Source organism: Streptomyces iakyrus (assembly GCF_000717055.1).
GTDB lineage: Bacteria > Actinomycetota > Actinomycetes > Streptomycetales > Streptomycetaceae > Streptomyces > Streptomyces iakyrus.
Genome location: NZ_JNXI01000004.1, coordinates 374,490 through 393,522, shown reverse-complemented (window position 1 = coordinate 393,522; position 19,033 = coordinate 374,490). Strand labels below are relative to the sequence as shown.

Here is a 19,033-nt window from a genome sequence, read left to right as displayed (position 1 = left end):
CCGCGCCCCTGAGGGCATGCTCCCCGGCCCCTTGAGAAGTCACACGCGGCCACGGCGCTTCGCGCCCAGCGCCGTTGCCGGATGCGGGTGTGTCGGGGCCGGTCGCGCAGTTCCCCGCGCCCCTGAGGGCATGGCCCCCGGCCCCTTGAGAGTCACACGCGGCCACGGCGCTTCGCGCCCAGCGCCGTTGCCGGATGCGGGTGCGTGGGGGCCGGTCGCGCAGTTCCCCGCGCCCCTGAGGGCACGGTCCCCCGGCCCCTTGAGAGTCACACGCGGCCACGGCGCTTCGCGCCCAGCGCCGTTGCCGGGTGCGGGTGTGTCGGGGCCGGTCGCGCAGTTCCCCGCGCCCCTGAGGGCGCGACTCAGCCCCGCATGCCTGACAAGAAGGTCAGCGTGCCACCGCCGAGCAGTAGTCCTGGTCTCTTGCCAGCAGGTTGCGGTGAGTGTCCTCCGCGGCGATGACTCCGTCGTCCAGGACCAGGACCCGGTCCGCCGCGTCCAGGAATGCCGGGCTGCTCGTGATGACGATCGTCGTGCGGCCCCGGCGCAGTTCGGCGACATTGCGGGCGATGAGTTGTTCCGTCACCGCGTCCACCGCCGTCGTCGGGTCGTGCAGAACGAGGACGTCGGTGTCGGCGGCCAGGGCACGGGCCAGGGAGAGGCGTTGGCGCTGGCCGCCGGAGAGGTTGGCGCCGCGGTCGCGGACGCCGTAGTCGAGGCCCTCGCGGTGCAGGGCCACGACATCGGTCAGCATGGACGCCTCGACGGCGTCGGGGACCGTCCGGCTGGTGCCCGAGGGGTCGATGTTCGTGCGCAGGGTGCCCGCGAAGATCTCCCCGTCGTACGGGTTGACCAGCAGGTGCTCCCGGACCGCCTCCACCGAGAGGTCGGCCAGCTCCCGGCCGCCGATCCGCACCGTCCCCCCGTACGCGGCCGGCGGGACGCGCACGGCCAGGAGGGCGGCGAGGTCGGCCGCCGCGCGGGGCTGGTAGGGGGCGATGGCGACGAACTCCCCCGCCTTCACCCGGAACGTCAGGTCGGCCAGGGTGCCGTGGCGGACGCAGTCGACCTCCAGGTCGCCGCCCGGGGACGGGTGTCCGGAGCCCGGGGTCATGACCGGCGGGGCCGACAGCACCAGCGCCATCCGCTCGGCCGAGGCACGCGCGATCATCACGTACTTGGGCATCTCCGAGAACAGCTTGAGCGGCTCCATGATGAACTGCGCCAGCCCGACGGCCATGACCAGTTCCCCGATGGTGATCCGGCCCTCGAACGCCAGCCAGCCCGCCGTCAGGGTCACGGCGCCGGCGAGGACGGCGTTGAGGGCCAGCGCGGTCCCGGCGTAGGCGCCGTTCACCTTGGCCACGGTGATCGCCTGGTGCTTCGCCTCCGTGCTGACCTTCCGGTAGGACCGGAACGCCGCGTGGTTGCCGCCGAAGCCGTGCAGCGGACGCAGGCCGGTGATCAGGTCGGCGACCTTCGCGCCCGCCCGCGCCACCCGGGCCTGCTGCTCCTGGGTGCTGCTGCCGATCCGCTTCGACATCACGCTGAGGACCGACAGGATCGCGACGGTGCCCACGATCACCAGCAGTCCGAGCCGGATGTCGGCCAGGCCCAGCGCGACCGCCGCGACCAGCACCGCGACCAGCGAGCTGATCAGCAGCGGCACCACCTCGATGATGTCGGCGGTCTGGTCGGCGTCCTCGGTGGCGATGGTCAGCACCTCGCCGGACTTGAGGTCGACGTCCCGGGCCACGGGCTGCAGACCGCAGGCAGCGACCTTCACCCGCCAGCGGTGCGCCTCGGTCGTGTTGGCCTTCTGCAGGATCCGCATGCCGAACCGCCACGACAGCGACACCGTCGTGATGATCACGGCCAGCGCGCCGATCGACAGGGCGAGCGCCTGGAGGCTGCGGCCGTCCCGCATCGTGTGCTCGACGATCAGGCCGAGCGCGATGGGGAAGGCCGTTTCCCCGGCCTGGTAGAGACCCATGAGGAGGGTGCCCCAAGCCATGGCGCCGATGTTGCGGCGCAGGGCGGTGCGGAGGATGGCGGCCCCTTCACGGGGCCGCTGCGTGTCAGTTGTCATCGAGGTGGCGGGCAATCGCTTCCGGGGTTCGCAGGGTGAACAGATCGCGGATCGTGATCACGGGACCGTACTCGCGGCGGAGCAGCCCGACGAGCCGTACCGCCAGCATGGAGTGTCCTCCCAGGGAAACGAAGTCGCTCACCGCGCTCACCTCGTCGTCGTCCAGATCCAGTGCCTCGGCGAAGTACTCGCACACCACGGTCTCGGTCTCGGTCGCGGGCCCCCGCTCCCCCACCGTGGTCAGCGCGCCCAGCGGCCTGGGCTCGGGCAGCGCCTTGGTGTCAGCCTTCCCGTTCACCGTGAGCGGGATGCTGTCGACCTGGGCGTAGTGCGTGGGCCGCAGGAAGTCCGGCAGTCCGGCGCCCACCTCGGCTGCGACGGTCGCCAGGTCCGCCCCGTCCAGGACCAGGTAGGCGGCCAGCCGGTGGGCGCCGTCGACCTGCGGATCGGGCTGAGCGACCGCGGCGGCGAACCGAACCGCCGGGTGCGCGGCGAACACGGCCTCGACCTCGCCGAGTTCGACCCGGTGGCCGCGGATCTTGACCTGCTGGTCGGTGCGGCCCAGGTACATCAGGTTGCCGTCCGGACGGCGGACCACCAGGTCGCCGGTGCGGTACATGCGCTCGCCGGGCGCGCCGAACGGGCAGGCGACGAAGCGGTGCGCGCTCTGGGCGGGCTGCCCGAGGTAGCCGCGTGCGATGCCGATGCCCGACACGTACAGCTCACCGGGGACGCCGTCCGGCAGGGGCCGCAGCCAGGGGTCCAGGACGTACACGTCCGTGTTGTCGATGGCGACGCCCACCACCGGGTCCTCGCACTCGAAGGTGCCGACGCCGAGGGTGTTGATGGTGTACTCAGTGGGCCCGTACAGGTTGTAGCCGACCGTGCCCTCGGTGTCGGCGAGCCGCTGCCACAGGGTCGGCGTGACGGCCTCACCGCCGAGCAGCACCAGCGCCGGCCGCCGCTCCGGGCTGTCGAGCAGGCCCTCGGCCACCAGCTGCTGGGCGTAGGTCGGGGTCACGTTGACGACGTCGATCCCGTGCTCCAGGCAGTACTCGACCAGCCGGGGCGCGTCCCGGCGCAACTCCTCGTCGCAGATGTGCACTTCGTGGCCGTCGGCGAGCCACAGCAGCTCCTCCCACGACATGTCGAACGCGAACGACACGGTGTGCGCGATCCGGAAGATCCGGTGGCCGTGCTCGGCCAGCACCGGCTCGAAGATCCGGCGCTGATGGTTGATCAGCATGTTGGTGAGCCCGGCGTACTCGGTCACCACCCCCTTGGGCTTGCCGGTGGAACCGGAGGTGTAGATCGTGTACGCGGGGTGCCGCAGCCGGTCGGGGTCGTCCGGCGCGAACGTCAGATACGGCTCGGCCTCGGGAAGCGGCCGGTCGAGTTCGATCAGCTCGCCGGTCAGCCGGGGCGACACACCGCTCACGGTGAGGGTCACCTCCGGCCCGGCGTCCTCGACGATGGCGGCGATCCGCTCGTCCGGGTGGTCCAGCTCCAGCGGCACGTACGCCGCGCCGACCCGCAGGACGGCGAACAGGGCCACGATCCAGTCGAGGGAGCGCGGGATCGCCAGCCCGACGGTCGTCTCGGGGCCGATGCCGCGCGCGGCGAGCACACCCGCCACGGCCCGGCTGCGGTCCCGGAGTTCGGCGAACGTCATGGTCGAGCCGTGGGCGACGAGCGCCACCCGCTGCGGATCGCGGTCCGCCGCCTGGTCGAAGCGGTCGACGACGGTGTCGGTGCCGACGTCGGTGCGTTCGCCCGGCTCGGGCACCGGCCCCAGGCCCGGCAGGGCGCCGACCGGCCCGGTCGCCCGGGCCACGTCCTCCAGCACGCTCAGGTAGTCGTCCAGGAGACGGCGGGCGTTGCCCGTGTCGCCGTCGCGGTACTCCAGCTTGACCGTGAGCCGGTCGCCGGGGGTGACGACCCAGGTGAAGGGGTAGTGCGTGGAGTCGTCCGCCTTGACCGAGGTGATGCCGTGGCGGGCGTTCATCTCGGCGAACGCGTCCATGTCCAGGAAGTTCTGGAGCACGAAGAGGTTGTCGAACAGAGTGTCGTGTCCGCTGGCCCGCTGAATCTCGCCGAGCCCGAGGTGCTCGTGCTCCATCGCCTCGACCCTGGCCGCCTGGACGGCCGAAAGGTAGGCGCGGACCGTGTCGTCCGGGCGGGCCCGGGTCCACATCGGCACGGTGTTGAGCAGCACGCCGACGATGCCGTCCAGCCCCTCGCCGTCGCGGCCGGAGACGGTCACACCGAACACGGCGTCGCTACGGCCGGTGTGCGCGCCGAGCAGCAGGCCGAACGCGCCGGTCAGCACCGAGTTCAGGGTGACGCCGTGCGTCCGGGCCGCTTCCCGGACGAGCGCGGACTGCTCGGCGGACAGGGTGTGCACGAGGGCCTTCGGCAGATCGTCCGAGAACGACGGAGCCGGTCCGGCGAGCAGGGTGGGTCCGGGGAGACCGGCCAGGTGATCCGCCCAGAAGCGCTCCGACACCGCCGGGTCCTCGGCGGCGAGCGCGCGGGCGTGCTCCTCGAAGCTCGGGACCGCCGGTGCCGGATCGAGGGGCTCACCCGCCAGGACGGCACGGTAGGCGTCGAAGAGGTCCCGCAGCACGATCTCCCGGGACCAGCCGTCCCACAGGAGCAGGTGGTAGCTGAGCAGCAGGCCGTCCCGGTCGCCGGGCAGGTGCACGACGGTCAGCCGGATCAGCGGCGGCTCGCCCGGGTCGAAGCCCGTGTCGCGGTCCCGGGCGCGCAGGGCGTCGACCTCCGCGTCCGTCGCCAGGGCGATCGTGCGGACGTCGACCTCGCGGCCCGCCTTGAGGAGCTGCACCGGGTTTCCGCCGTCGTCGGTGCCGAAGCCGGCGCCGACGACCGGGTGCCGTGCGATCACATGGGCCATCGCCTCGGCCAGCGCATCGGTGTCCAGGCGCCGGTCGAAGGTGAACCAGTTCTGCGCGACGTAATGTCCGGCCGAACCCGCCATCTGGGCCTGGAAGAACAGGCCGCGCTGGAGGGGGGTGACCGGAGCGGTGCGCTCGGCCGTCGTCGCGGCGTCCGCGAGGTGCTTCAGCGCGCTGCGCCAGTGCTCGGTGATCTCGTCGGGAACGCCCTCGGCGAGGACGAACTCCGCGAGCAGGCTGCCGGTGGCCTCGTCGGTCCACGCGTTGACCTCGACGGCGTACGGGCTGCCCTGGTCGCCGCCGGAGAGGAGCAGCGCCTGGGACTCGCTGCCCCGGCCGAGGTAGTTGAACAGCACCTGCGGACGGGCGGTCAGCAGCGGGGCCGTCTGCGGGTTGAGGTACCTGAGCCGGCCGTAGGCTACGTGCCCGTCCTCGTCCGGCTGACGCTCCACGACCTCGCGCGCGGCCGCGACGGGGTCGGTGTGCGGGGTGAGCCGTACGGGTGCGATGGAGGTGAACCAGCCGACCGTCCGGGTGTAGTCGTGCTGTTCGAGGACCGGCACCCGGCCGTGGCGCTCCAGGTCGATCGCGAGGTCGGTGGGCGACGGCTGGATCCGGGTCAGCGCGGTGCGCAGGGCGCCGCACAGCAGCTCGGTGAGGCCGAGGCCGAGTGCTGCGGGCGCTGTGCGGGTGAGCTGCTCGCTCGACTCGGGGTCGAGGACGACGGTGGTCTCGCGCAGAGCCCCGGGGGCGGGCAGCAGTCCGGGCGCCTGGAGGGTCGTGATCCAGTGGCCGAGGTCGTGCGTGTTCTGGGCCGACCGGAGGGTCTGGGCTTCGGCGTACTCGGCGTACGAAGTGGTCGGCGGGGCGAGGGGCTCGCCGCGCAGGGCCGTGGCCAGGTCGTCGAGCAGGATCAGCCAGGAGACCGCGTCGACGGCGAGGTGGTGCACGGTGACGACGAGGGTCCTGCTCGACTCCAGCCACGCGAACGCGATCACTTCGCCCGACTCGGGGCCGAGGTGTCCGGCGGCCTCGTTCGCGACGGCTGTCGCGTCGGTGGTGTCCGGGCGTACGACGGTGATGTCGCGGGCGGGTTCGGTGCGGAGGGTCCACACGCCGTGCTCTGTGCGGAGCCTCAGCCGCAGGGCCGGGTGGGCGGCGACCACGGCGTTCGCGGCGCGTACGGCGTCGGCGTATCCCGTGCCTTCGGGGGCCTGGAGTGTCCTGGCCTGGGCGAAGCGGGTGAGGGAGCCGCCGAGTTCGCGTTGGCGGAGGATGATCGGGGTGGGGGGCAGCGGGCCGTCTTCCCGGCGGGTGGTCTCCGGGATGGACTGGGATGTGCTTGATCCCAGGTGTTCGGCCAGGGCGCGGGGCGTCTTGAGCAGGAAGACGTCCCGGGGGGCTACGGGCAGGCCCAGCGCCCGGGCCCTGTTCACGACCGTGATGGCGATGATGCTGTCGCCTCCGGCGCGGAAGAAGTCGGTGTCGGCGGTCACGTCTGCGCCGGGCAGCGTCTGAGTGAAGATCCCGACGAGCGTGGCCAGCGCAGAGTGTTTCTCCGCGGGTGCGTTGTGGCTTGTCGCGCCCCGCGGCGGAGCCGCAAGTCGATACAGCCCCGCGCCCTTAAGGGCACGCTCCACCAGCGCCTTTCGATCCAGTTTGCCGTTCACCGTCAGTGGTAGGGCATCGGTCGTCAGGACCCTGCCCGGGATCATGTGAACGGGCAGCTTCTGTGCCAACAGGCCCTCGAAATCACCCGGCACGGTGCCCACCACGTGCGCCACCAAGTGGTCGCCGGTGTCCGCCACCGTCACCGCCACGTCGGTCACGCCGTCCAGGTCCCTGATCGCGGTCTCCACCTCCACCAGCTCGATGCGGAAACCCTTGAGCTGGACCTGGTCGTCGGCGCGGCCGGTGAAGCGGAGTTCGCCGTCGAGGGTGCGGACCGCGAGGTCGCCCGTGTGGTACATGCGGGAGCCGTCGGCCGTGAACGGGTTCGCCACGAAGCGGCCCGCCGTGAGCCCGGGCCTGCCCAGGTAGCCGAGGGAGACCTGGTCGCCGGCGACGTAGATGGCGCCTTCCCGGCCCGGCGGCACCGGGCGGAGCCGGTCGTCGAGCAGGTAGGTGACCAGGCCGGGGATCGGACCGCCGATAGGGCTGATGTCGTCGCCGGAGCCGAAGTCGTCGTCGGTCAGCACCCGGTGGGTGACGTGGACGGTGGTCTCGGTGATGCCGTACATGTTGACCAGCTCGGGAGCGGCCGTGCCGTGCCGCTCGATCCAGCCGCGCAGCCGCCCGAGGTCCAGTGCCTCGCCGCCGAAGATGACCCGGCGCAGCGCGGGCAGCGGTTCGCCGGCGAGCCGGTCGGCCTCGATGAACTGGTAGAAGGCCGAGGGGGTCTGGTTGAGAACGGTCACGCCCCGCTCCCGGACCAGCCGGTGGAAGTCCACCGGGGAGCGCGTCAGTGCGTACTCGGGCACCAGCAGCTCACCGCCGTGCACCAGCGCGCCCCACAGCTCCCAGACGGCGAAGTCGAAGGAGAAGGAGTGGAACTGGACCCAGACGTCGTCCGGGCCGAAGTCCATGTCCGGCCGGGTGTTCGCGAGCAGGGACACCACGCTGGAGTGCGGGACGACGACGCCCTTGGGGCGGCCGGTCGACCCGGACGTGTAGATCACATAGGCGGGGGTGTGCCAGTCGGGCTCCGGAGCGGGCTCCGGGGCGGCGGCCGGGGGTTCTTCGCCCTGCACCAGGACGGGGGCGGGTACACCGGCCCGGGTCAGGAGTTCCGTGCAGCGGTCGCGCTGGTCCCGGTCCACGAGGACGACCTGCGGGGCGGCGTCGGCGAGGACGTACTCCAGCCGTTCGTCCGGGTAGGCCAGGTCCAGCGGGACGTACGCACCGCCCGCGCTGACGATCGCGACCAGGGCGACGACCTGCTCCAGGGAGCGCGGGAGGGCCACGGCGACCCGCTTGCCGGGGCCGACCCCGGCCGCGCGCAGGGCGGCGGCCAGGTCGTCCTTGCGGTCGGACAGTTCGCCGTAGGTCAGGGAACGGGTGACGCCGTCGAGGCCGCACTGGGTGACGGCGGTGGCCGCCGGGTCGCGGCGGGCGGCGGCGTCGAACAGTGCGCCCAGGGTGGCCGGGGTGACCGGTGCGGGACGCCGCTCGCTCGCGGGCGTCAGGTCGTCGACCGGGCTGTCCGGGTGGGTGAGCAGGCCGGTCAGGGTGCGGGTGAACGTGTGCAGGACCGTCCGGGCGGTCGTCTCGCCCAGCAGTTCGCCGTCGTAGATGAGGTTGAAGCGGGGGCGGCCGTCGAGCGCTCGCTCGACCACCAGGGTCAGCGGGTAGTGCGGGGCGCCCTCGTTGACGAGGTCCGTGATGGTCAGGGTGTCGCCGGGGCGCCGGAGTGAGGCCACGTCGGTGGCCACGTCGAACACCACGAGCGTGTCGAAGAGGGAGCCGGCGCCGGCCTGGCGGCCGATGCGCGCCAGGGAGACGTGCTGGTGCGGCAGGACGGCGCTCTGGTGGTCCCGCACCGCGGAGAGCAGGTCGCCCGCCGTGCTCTCGGAGGTCCAACGGGCTCTTACCGGGACGGTGTTGATGAACAGGCCCACCATGTCCCCGATGCCGGGCACGTCGGCGTCGCGGCCGGAGACCGTGGAGCCGAACACCACGTCCCGGCCCTGGAGGATGCCGCCGAGGGTGACGGCCCAGGCGCTGTGCACGGCGACGCTCAGCGGCACACCGGCCTCGCGGGCGGCCGTGTCGATGTCGCCCTCCGGCTCCAGGGCGGTGTCGGCGAACCGGTCGGAGGGGGTGTGCCCCTCGGCGGCCAGCGAGGGGCCGGGCAGTCCGGCGAGTTCCTCGCGCCAGACGCGGTCGCTCTCGTCGGCGTCGCGGCCGGCGAGCCAGTGGAGGTAGTCGGCGAAACCGCCGGCCGGGTAGACGGTGCCGGGGGCGTGGTACTCGGCGAGCAGCGCGCGGAGCATGGACGGCACCGACCAGCCGTCGGCGATGATGTGGTGCACGGTCTGCACCAGGACGCTGCGCGCGGGGCCGGTGCGGATGAGCGTGTACCGCATGAGGGGGCCGGTGGCCAGGTCGAAGCCGGTGCGGCGGTCCCGTTCGGCGAGGTCGCGTATCTCCGCGTCGGTGATCTCGGGGCGGTCCAGCGTGGTGAAGGGGGCCTCGACGCCGTTCTCCAGGACGGAGACCACGCGGCCGTCGGCCAGGGCCGTGAAGCGCGCGGCCAGGTTCGGGAACAGGGTGAGCAGCCGGGTGGCCGCCGCGGCGAGCCGGCCGGCGTCGACCTCGCCGTCCAGGGTGAGCAGTTGCTGCTCGACATAGGCGCCCGCGGAGTCGTCGTCGAAGACCGAGTGGAAGTAGAGGCCTTCCTGGAGCGGGGTCAGCGGCAGGACGTCCCGCAGCGACGGGCCGTCCAGGGCGTCGACGTCGGCCTGCGTGAGGGGGACCAGGGGGAAGTCGCTGGGCGAGTGGCCGCCCTGGTCGAGTGCGGCGAGTCCGGCCAGGGCCGTGCGGAAGTAGTCGCTCAGGGCCGTGATGTCGGCGTCGGTGAACAGGCCGTCGGGCCACGAGATGGTGGTGACCAGCTCGTACGCGCCGGAGGCGTCGGGTTCGGCGATCGCGTTGAACTCCAGGGCGCGCGGCAGGCGCATCCGGGGGTCGCGCTTCTCGCCCAGCTGGCCGGTGGTGCCGGCGAGCTGCCAGTCACCGGGGGCGCCGGCGGCGAAGCGGCCGAGGTAGTTGAAGAGCACCTGGGGTGCTGGGGCGTCGAACTCGGTGTGGGTGAGGTAGCGCAGGGCGCCGTAGGAGACGCCGTTGTCCGGTACCCGGGCGAGGTCCTCCTTGACCGCCTTGAGCGCGGCGGTCAGGTACTGGGGCGTGGTGAAGTCGGGCGCCGTGCCGGGGTCCACGGTCACCGGGAAGAGGGTGGTGAACCAGCCGACCGTGCGCGACAGTTCCGGTTCGAAGCCGGCCGGACCGGCGGCGAACTGGCCCTCGCGGCCGTGGCCTTCGAGTTCGATGTGGGCGAAGGTCTGGTCCTGGCCGAGGTCGCGGCGCCGTCGGGCGAGGGCGACGGTGAGCGCGGTGAGCAGCACGTCGTTGACGCCGGCGTGGAACTTCGCGGGGATCTCGTTCAGCAGCGCGGCCGTGATCTCGGGGCCGACCGAGACGGTCCGGAGGCATTCGTTCGCGACGGTGTCGGTCCCGGACAGGGCTCGGCGGGCCAGCGGCTGGTCCTCGCCGGGCAGGGGGCGCCGGTAGTAGGAGCTGTCGGCGTCGAACGCGGCGCGCTCCAGCAGCTGGGTCCAACGCCGGAACGACGTTCCCACCGGGGGGAGTTCGATGGACTCGCCCGAGCTGAACTGCCGCCAGGCGGTGGCCAGGTCCTCCATCAGGACGCGCCAGGAGATGCCGTCGACGACCACGTGGTGGGCGACGAGGACGAGTTGCCGGGCCGAAGGGCGCCAGACGGCCCGGAGCATCACGCCGTTCGCGGGGTCCAGGCCGGCGGTGGCCAGGGCGACGCACTCGTCCAGCGGCAGGTCGCTCTGCTGCGGGGTGGGCACGGCCCGGTCGGCGTCGGGGATGTCGAAGCTCCAGCGCTCGCCGCGCACCAGCCGGGCGCGGAGCATGTCGTGCCGGGCGACGAGGGCGGTGAGGAGGGCGTCGAGGGCGTCGGCGGTCAGGTCCGCCGGGGTGTTCAGGACGACCGACTGGACGAAGCCGTCGACGGCGTCCGTGGTCTGACCGAGCCACTGCACGATGGGCGAGCCCACGACGGTGCCGGTGGCGACGTCGGCGTGGTCGACGGTGGAGACGTCCTCGCGGCTCGCGACCGCTGCCAGCGCGCCCACGGTGCTGTGGGTGAAGATCTGCCGTGCCGTGACGTGCAGGCCGCGCTCGCGCAGTGCGCTCAGCAGGGAGATCGCCAGGATGCTGTCGCCGCCGAGCTGGAAGAAGTCCTGGTCGACCCCGACCTCTTCGAGGCGCAGCACCTCCGCGACCGCGGCGCACACCGCCCGTTCGTCGTCGGTGGCGGGGCGGACGAGGGAGCCCGTCTCGATCACCGGCTCGGGCAGGGCGTTGCGGTCGAGCTTGCCGTTGGCGGTGAGCGGGAACTCCTCCAGCACGACGATGTGGGCGGGCACCATGTACTCGACCATGTGTGCCGCTGCCCACGCCTTGACCTCGTCCGCCCGCAGGTCCTCCGCGCCGCCGGCGGCGGGTATGACGTAGCCGACGAGGTAGGTGCCGCCGGCCGCGTTCTTCTTCGCGACGACGCAGGTGTGCCGTACACGGGGGTGCTCGGCGAGGCCGACCTCGACGTCCTCGATCTCCAGCCGCATGCCGCGGATCTTGATCTGGTTGTCGGCGCGGCCGAGGAAGTCCAGCGATCCGTCGGGGGCGAAGCGGGCGAGGTCGCCGGTGCGGTAGAGGCGGGAGCCGTCGTTCGCGAAGGGGTTGGCGACGAAGCGGGAGGCGGTCAGGCCCGGTGCGCCCACGTAGCCGCGGCCCAGGAGGAAGCCGCCGACGTAGAGTTCGCCGCCGACGCCGACCGGAACGGGGCGCAGTTCGTCGTCGAGGACGTAGAGCTGGGTGTTGGGGTTGGCCTTGCCGATGGACGTCGACAGGCGCTCCGCGGCGCCCCGGTAGATGACGTGGGAGACGCCGATGGTCGTCTCGGCGGGGCCGTAGCCGTGGTACATGGGGACGTCGCCGAGCTTGGCGCGGAACCGCTCGTACAGCTCGGGGGTGAGCACTTCGCCGCCGCACCACACGTGCCGCAGGCTGTCCAGGCGGCCGGAGTCGCCGGCCATCTCCAGCAGCACGTCGAGCATGGACGACACCAGGTACGTGAAGGTGACGCGGTGTTCGGCGATGACGCTCAGCAGGTGGTGCGGGTCGCGTTCGCCGCCGGGCCGCAGGACGACGAGCCGGCCGCCGCAGACCAGCGGCAGGAAGATCTCGTTGATGGAGATGTCGAAGGACAGCGGGGCCTTGAACAGGGAGGCGTCGTCGTGGCCGAAGCCGAGGATCTCGTTCACCTGCCACAGCAGGCGCTCGCTGATCGCCTCGTGCCGGATCATCGCACCCTTGGGGCGGCCGGTGGAGCCGGAGGTGAAGATCACGTAGGCCAGTGCGTCGCCGGGGACGGTGACGCCGGGCCCCTCGGCCGGGTACGCGCCGTACCGCCAGTCGCCGAGGTCGACGGCCACGGCGTCCGGTTCGGCCGGGTCGTGCTCGCCCGAGGCGTTGAGCTGGAGGACGACCCGGGCGTCCTCGATGACGACGGCCCGGCGCGCGGCGGGCCACTGCGGGTCGAGCGGTACGAAGGCGCACCCGGCCTGGAGCACGGCGAGCAGCCCGATGACCATGTCGGCGGAGCGGGTCAGGGAGATGCCCACGACCTGTTCGGCGCCGAGTCCGCGGGCGAGCAGGTGGTGGGCCAACTGGCCGGACGACTCGGCCGCTTCACGGTAGGTCAGGGTGCGGTGCTCGTCGACGACGGCCACGGCGTCCGGCCGGGTACGGACCTGCTCGTGGAACATCTCCACGATGGTGGGCCGGACCCGGTCGGCCCGGTTGTCGTTCCACTCGGCCAGGGTGCGGAGCCTGGCCTCGACGCCGGAAGGGCCGATGGTGCCGAGCGGCCGGTCCGGGAAGTCGGCCAGGTCGTCCAGCGCGAGCTGTGCGTCCTCGGCGTCGACGCCGTCGGGGACGGTGATGCCGCGGCCGTCGGGGCTGATCTCCCAACCACCGGGCGCACGACCGCCGTTGTCGACCCAGCCGAGGACGTCGGCGAAGAGCGTGCCCGGGGTGAGGCCGATGCCCTCGGGGCTGCGGCCGGTCGCCCAGTACGCCAGGCCGATGGCGCAGGCCTCGGTGATGGTCCTGTCCGGGTAGTCGCCGGTCCGCCGGCGGACATCGGCCAGGCGCGTGGGCGAAAGCAGTGCGAGACGAGCGCGCGGTTCCATCATCGAAGACTCAGCGTCCCTTCCAGAATATGGAGTTAGGCTAACCTAAATTAGGGTTGCCTAACTACCCTCTCGCCAGGCCCGCCACAGTCGTGCGTACCGGCCGCCCAGAGCCACCAGTTCCTCGTGCGTCCCCTGTTCCACCACGCGTCCCGCGTCGAGCACGGCGATCCGGTCCGCGGCCATCGCCTGGGTCAGCCGGTGAGCCACGAACAGCGTGGTGCGTCCGGCGCACGCCGCCAGGACGGCCCGCTCCAGCTCGGCGGCGCCCTCGCTGCCGGCCTCCGCGGTCGACTCGTCGAGCACCACCACCGGCGCCCGGCCCAGCACCAGCCGCGCCAGGGCGATCTGGGCGACCTTGGTGACGTCCAGGCGCTCACCGCCCTCACCGACCGGGGTGTTCAGCCCGTAGGGCAGCGCGCCGACCCAGCCGTCCGCACCGACCGTGCGCAGGGCGTCCATCAGCTCGGCGTCGCTCGCCCCCGGCGCGGACAGCCGCAGGTCGTCGGCGAGCGGACCGGAGAACACGTGTGTCTCCTGCGTCAGGATGCTCACCAGGGCCCGCGCCCCGGCCTCGTCCAGGCCGGAGAGATCCGTCGTCCCGATGCGTACCGAGCCGGCCTCCGGGGTGCCGATGCCGGCGATCAGCGCGGCCAGGGTCGTCTTGCCCGCGCCCGTGGCGCCCACCAAGGCGAGCGATCCGCCCGCCGGGATCGTCAGGTCCACGTCCCGCAGCACCGGTTCCCCCGAGCCGGGGTAACGGAACGTCAGCCCCTCCACCGTCACCGGGTACGCCCCGGCTTCGGCCGCGGCGACCGACTCATCGCCGACCAGCCGCTCCTGGGCGGACTCCCCCAGCACCCCGACCAGGCGGGTCAGGCTCGCGCCCGACTTCTGCGCCTCGTCGAAGGTGAACATGATGGCGCCCAGCGGGGTGAACAGCCGGTGGAACAGCAGCGGCGCCGCCGACACCTCGCCCAGGCTGGCCGCGTCGGCCTCCAGCAGGGCGTACCCCACGACGAGGATCAGGACCAGGCCGATGAACTCGGCGCGGTTCTCCCGGCCGACGAACCGGCCGAAGAACCGGAACACCTCGATCCCTAGCTCGCGCACCCGCCACGACTCGGTGGTGACCTTCTCGCGGAAGGCGCCCTCCAGCCGGTAGGCGCGCACCGTGTCGATGCCGTTCAGGCCGCTGATGAACGCCTGGGCCCGGTCGGCCTGGGCCACGCGCTGCTTGCGGTAGAGCGGGGCGGACCGGGGCAGGTACCAGCGCAGGGCCAGCGCGTACGCGGGCAGCGCGCCGGCGCCGGCCAGCCCGAGCCGCCAGTCAAGGCCGAACATGCCGAGCGTGGCGATGACGACCAGGACGCCGGCCGAGAACACCGTGGGGACGGCCGTGCGGATGCCCTTGGAGATGACGGCCACGTCGTCACCGACGCGGGAGAGCACGTCTCCCCGGCCGACCTGTTCGATCCGTGTGCTCGGCATGCCGAGCACCGCCCGGACGGCCCCTTCCCGCAGCCGCGCGAGCAGATCCGCGCCCAGCCGTCCGATCAGGTAGGTGGAGACCGCGGTGGCCGCCGCGCCGAGCAGCGCGGCGGCACCGATCAGTACCCCGATCGTGACCAGGACCGAACGGTCATCGCCCCCGACCACCCCGTCGACCACCCGGCCGAGCAGGAGCACCGGGAGCACCTGGAGCGCCGCCCCCGCGACCGTGGTGAGCACGGTCGCGGCCGAGAGCCCGGGCATGGCGCGGCAGTGTCCAGCGACCCAGCGGGCGGCCTCGCGTCCGGTCGTCGTGCGCAGGGCCGCCGGGGCGACGCGCGTGTCGGTGGTGCTCACTTCCCTACTCGACCGACTTGACGAGCTCGTCGATCGCGTACGGCATGGACAGCAGGGTGCCCTGGGAGATGGCCGCGCCGACGGCCGGTCCCTCGCTGTCGAGCAGGTAGGACACGTTGCCCTTCTTCACGGCGTCGAGGTTGGCGAACAGCTTGAACTTCTTCAGGGCCTCGGTGTCGGCCTTGTCGTTGATGACGAAGATGTGGTCGACGTCGACGAGGTCGATGCGCTCGGGCGAGAGCTTGGTGTAGAAGCTGCCCCCGGCGACCTTGTCGATCCCGGTCTGGTACTTGTAGCCGATGCCCGAGACGAGCCGGCCGCGCACGTCGGTGGAGGTGAACGGCGCCACGGAGTTCTCGTACCAGGACAGCGCGACGGCGGTCTGCTTGCCGAGCTCCGGGTGTTCCTTCTTGGCCGTGTCCAGCTGGCCCTGGATGTCGTCGACCATCTTCTGGCCCTCGTCGGCCTTGCCGAGGGCCTTGGCGATGTGCAGGGCGTTGTCCTGCCAGGGGGCGCTGAAGGGCTCCTTCTCGCCCTTGGTGCGGGCCACCGTGGGAGCGATCTTGGAGAGCTTGTCGTAGCCGGCCTGGTCGATCTCGGAGTAGACGGCGACGATCAGGTCGGGCCGCAGGGCCGCGATCTTCTCGTAGTTGGGGCCGGAGTCGCCGTTCTTCATGACGACCTCGGGCTTGGTGTCACCCCACTTGTCCTTCACCCAGGGCCACTGGGTGTTGATGTCGGGGGACTTGCCCGGCGGGTTGGGGTACTGGTCGACCATGCCGACGGGCTTGATGCCGAAGGCCAGGATGGTCTGGTCGTCGGTGTAGCCGACGGAGACGACCCGCTGGGGTGCCTTCTCGACCTTCGTGGATCCGAACGCGTGCTCCACGGTGACCGGGAACGCACCGGCCGCCGCGGACTGGGTGCCCTCGTTCTTGCTGTCCGCCGTGTCCGCCGAGTCGGAGCCGCATCCCGCGAGGAGACCGACGCCGAGGGTGGCCGCGGACACGACCGCCGCCAGCCGCCGCCATGGCTTCCGGGACGTCGTTCGATGGAGGAGCATCCAAAACCCCTTGCTTTCGCGCTAGTTCGCTGCACCCTCGCCTAAAGGGCAGGCAAACCTTACCGTGATGGAGTGAGGTTAGCCTAGCCTTACCTCTGCTCCTTTATCGGGATGTGTCCCGGGCGCACGTGCGTACGCCCGATGGGCACGATCAGCGGCCGGTCGCCCACCGGGTCGTCGATCACCTGGGCACGCAACCCGAAGGCGTCGTCCAGCAGTTCGGCGGTGACGACGTCGTGCGGATGGCCCTGGGCGAGGATCGACCCCTCCCGCATCACGACGAGGTGGTCGCTGTAGCGCACGGCGAGGTTGAGGTCGTGGAGCACCATGACGACGGTGCAGCCCGACTCGTGCAGATCGTCGACCAGGTCCAGGACGTCGACCGCGTGGGCCAGGTCCAGATAGGTCGTCGGCTCGTCCAGGAGGAGCAGATCGGTGCCCTGAGCCAGCGTCATGGAAATCCACACGCGCTGCCGTTGCCCGCCGGAGAGCGAGTCGACCGGGCGGTCGGCCAGGTCGGCCACGCCGGTCATGGCGAGCGCGCGCTCCACGACCTCGGCGTCGTCCGAGGACCACTGCCGCAGCCAGCTCTGGTGCGGGTGCCGGCCCCGGGCGACCAGGTCGGCCACTGTCAGCCCCTCCGGCGCGACCGGCGCCTGCGGCAACAGGCCGAGCTTCTTCGCGACGTCCCGGGTCCGCAGTCTGCCGATGTCCTCGCCGTCCAGGACGACCGTCCCCCGGGTGGGCTTGAGCAGCCGTGACAGGGTCCGCAACAGGGTGGACTTCCCGCAGCCGTTGGGGCCGATGATCGTGGTGACGACCCCGGGCGGTATCGCCACGTCGAGGCCGTCGATGACGGTCCGGCCGCCGTAGCCGACCGTGACGTCTCGGGCTGCCAGACGCGAGGCGTCGCCGACCGCGGCCTCGGTGACGGACTGTGCGACCACGGGTCCCCCCTTGCTTAGGTTCACCTGACTCTTGTACATCTACCGGAGGTTGGCCCGCACCAGCAGGTAGACGAGGAAGGGCCCGCCGATCGCGGCGGTGACCACGCCGACCGGGAGCGAGACCGGCAGGACGGCCCGTGCGACCAGGTCCGAGCCGATCAGCAGCAGCGCCCCCACCAGGCCCGAGGCGAGCATCGGCGGTGTCGGGCAGCGCGCCAGCCGCATCGCCACCTGGGGGGCGACCAGCGCGACGAACGGGACCGGGCCCGCCGCGCTCACCGCCACACCGGCCAGCAGCACCGCGCACAGCAGCAGGACCGCCCGCACGGCCGCGTACCGCACCCCGAGCCCGGCGGCGACCTCGTCGCCGAAGTGCATCGGCTTGAACTGGAACGCCACGGCGGCCACGACGACCAGCAGCACGAGCGTGCCCCACAGGGCCACTTCGACCTCGCCCCACGAGCGGTCGTCGAGCGAGCCGACCAGCCAGGCCTGCGCCTGGGCCACGTCCCTGATGTCGGCCCTGACGAGCAGCCAGGTGGTGACGGCCTCCATCACGGCGCTCACCGAGATGCCGATGAGGATGAGCCGGAAGCCGTCGATCCCGCGCCGCCAGGCAAGGAAGTACACCAGCAGCCCCGTGCCCAGACCGCCGGCGAGCGCCGCCGCCGACAGGCCCACGGTCTCGGTCACGGCCGCGGCGGCCCCGCCCGACACCGTCACGAGGAACACCGCGACCGCGCTCGCGCCCGTGGTGATACCCAGAACGTCCGGGCTGGCCAGGGGGTTCCGGGCGATGGACTGGGTGATCGCCCCGGACACCCCGAGCGCGATCCCCACGACGAGCCCGGCCAGGGCGCGCGGCATCCGCAGGTCCATGATGACGAACTCGTCGACCTGTTCGCCCCGCCCCAGGAGCGTGCGGATCACCTGCGGCAGGCCGATGGGGAAGTCCCCGACGCCGATGGACACGCAGAAGACCAGGAAGGCGGCCGCCGCCAGCAGCAGCGAGACGCCCACCAGCCAGGGCCGCCAGAAGAACGACACCCGGCCCAGCCGCACGCCCGGCGGCAGCGACGGCTTCACTTCGGTCAGGTCGGTCACCTTCATGCGCTCCTGAACTTTCCGCGCCAGACGAGCACCGCGAAGAAGGGGGCGCCGAGGAGCGCCACGACGACCCCCGCGTCCAGCTCGCCCGGCCTGACCACCAGTCGGCCGATGATGTCGCAGACCAGCAGGACGACGGCGCCGAGGAGTCCGGCGCAGGGCACCAGCCAGCGGTAGTCCGGGCCGGTCAGGTGGCGGGCCACGTGGGCCACCATGAGGCCGAGGAAGGCGATGGGGCCGCACGCGGCCGTCGCCGCCCCCGCCAGCAGCGTGACGGCGGTGATGCCGACGGTCCGGCTCAGCGCGATGTTCACGCCGAGCCCCCGCGCCACGTCGTCACCGAGATTGAGCAGGTTGAGCGAGGGCAACGTGGTCAGCCCCAGCACCACGCCGACGGCGACGAACGCGGTCACCGGCCAGATGACGTCGAAGCCGACGCCGGCCACGGAGCCCGCGTTCCAGAACCGAAGGGCGTTCAGCGAGGCCTGGTTCGACAGCGCGACCGCCGTGGTCATCGCCATCAGGAAGACCGTGATCCCCTGCCCGGCCAGGGCCAGGGTCAGCGGGTTGCCGGCGCCCCGGCCGATGCTCGCGAGACCGAACACCACGACACCGGCGACCGCCGCACCGAGGAAGGCGAACCAGACGTACTGGAAGGGGTCGGAGAACCCGAAGACCGCGATCACCGACACCACCGCGAACGACGCGCCGGTGTTCACGCCGAGCAGGCCGGTGTCGGCGATCGGGTTGCGGGTGAACCCCTGGATGAGTGCCCCGCCGATCCCCAGGGCGATGCCCGCCACGATCGCGAGCACCGTACGGGGCACCCGGACGGTCTCCACGATGAGCCGGATCTCCGTGAGCCGCTGGTCGGACGTCGGGGCCCCGAAGAGCCCGTGCCAGACTTCGGCGGGACTCAGCGCCCGGGCGCCGACGGCGAGCGACAGCGCCGCGGCGACCACGAGGACCGCCAGCAGGATGCCCAGACCCGTGACCCGTCGCCGACGGGTCTTCGACAAGCCCCCGGGCGCGGGGCGCTCCATCACAGCAGTCGTGCCCAT

Annotated in this window: 7 protein-coding genes; all 7 read right to left on the bottom strand. The window is 72.2% G+C overall.

The genetic code is table 11. The features are described 5' to 3' along the window. Window positions 1-388 precede the first annotated feature (388 nt). Window positions 389-2,089: an ABC transporter ATP-binding protein gene (locus OO68_RS09865; RefSeq protein WP_033307829.1), complete on the bottom strand. Its 1,701-nt coding sequence runs from the start codon at window positions 2,087-2,089 to the stop codon at window positions 389-391. After that, window positions 2,079-13,010 (bottom strand): non-ribosomal peptide synthetase, encoded by a 10,932-nt coding sequence (locus tag OO68_RS09860; protein WP_033307828.1) that lies wholly within the window; start codon window positions 13,008-13,010, stop codon window positions 2,079-2,081. The genes OO68_RS09865 and OO68_RS09860 overlap by 11 nt, the downstream gene beginning before the upstream one ends. A 57-nt stretch (window positions 13,011-13,067) precedes the next feature. After that, on the bottom strand, window positions 13,068-14,855 hold the full coding sequence (locus OO68_RS09855; RefSeq protein WP_033307827.1) for an ABC transporter ATP-binding protein: 1,788 nt from the start codon (window positions 14,853-14,855) through the stop codon (window positions 13,068-13,070). A 4-nt stretch (window positions 14,856-14,859) separates the two neighbouring features. Next, window positions 14,860-15,918, bottom strand: a complete 1,059-nt coding sequence (locus OO68_RS09850; RefSeq protein ID WP_033307826.1) for an iron-siderophore ABC transporter substrate-binding protein — start codon at window positions 15,916-15,918, stop codon at window positions 14,860-14,862. A gap of 89 nt (window positions 15,919-16,007) precedes the next feature. Next, window positions 16,008-16,865 carry an ABC transporter ATP-binding protein gene (locus OO68_RS09845; protein ID WP_033307825.1) on the bottom strand — a complete coding sequence of 286 codons (858 nt, stop codon included), beginning with the start codon at window positions 16,863-16,865 and terminating at the stop codon, window positions 16,008-16,010. 39 nt (window positions 16,866-16,904) lie between these two features. Continuing rightward, window positions 16,905-17,975, bottom strand: a complete 1,071-nt coding sequence (locus tag OO68_RS09840; RefSeq protein WP_033307824.1) for a FecCD family ABC transporter permease — start codon at window positions 17,973-17,975, stop codon at window positions 16,905-16,907. Continuing rightward, window positions 17,972-19,033 (bottom strand): FecCD family ABC transporter permease, encoded by a 1,062-nt coding sequence (locus OO68_RS09835; RefSeq protein ID WP_051814559.1) that lies wholly within the window; start codon window positions 19,031-19,033, stop codon window positions 17,972-17,974. Before OO68_RS09835 ends, OO68_RS09840 begins: the two co-directional genes overlap by 4 nt.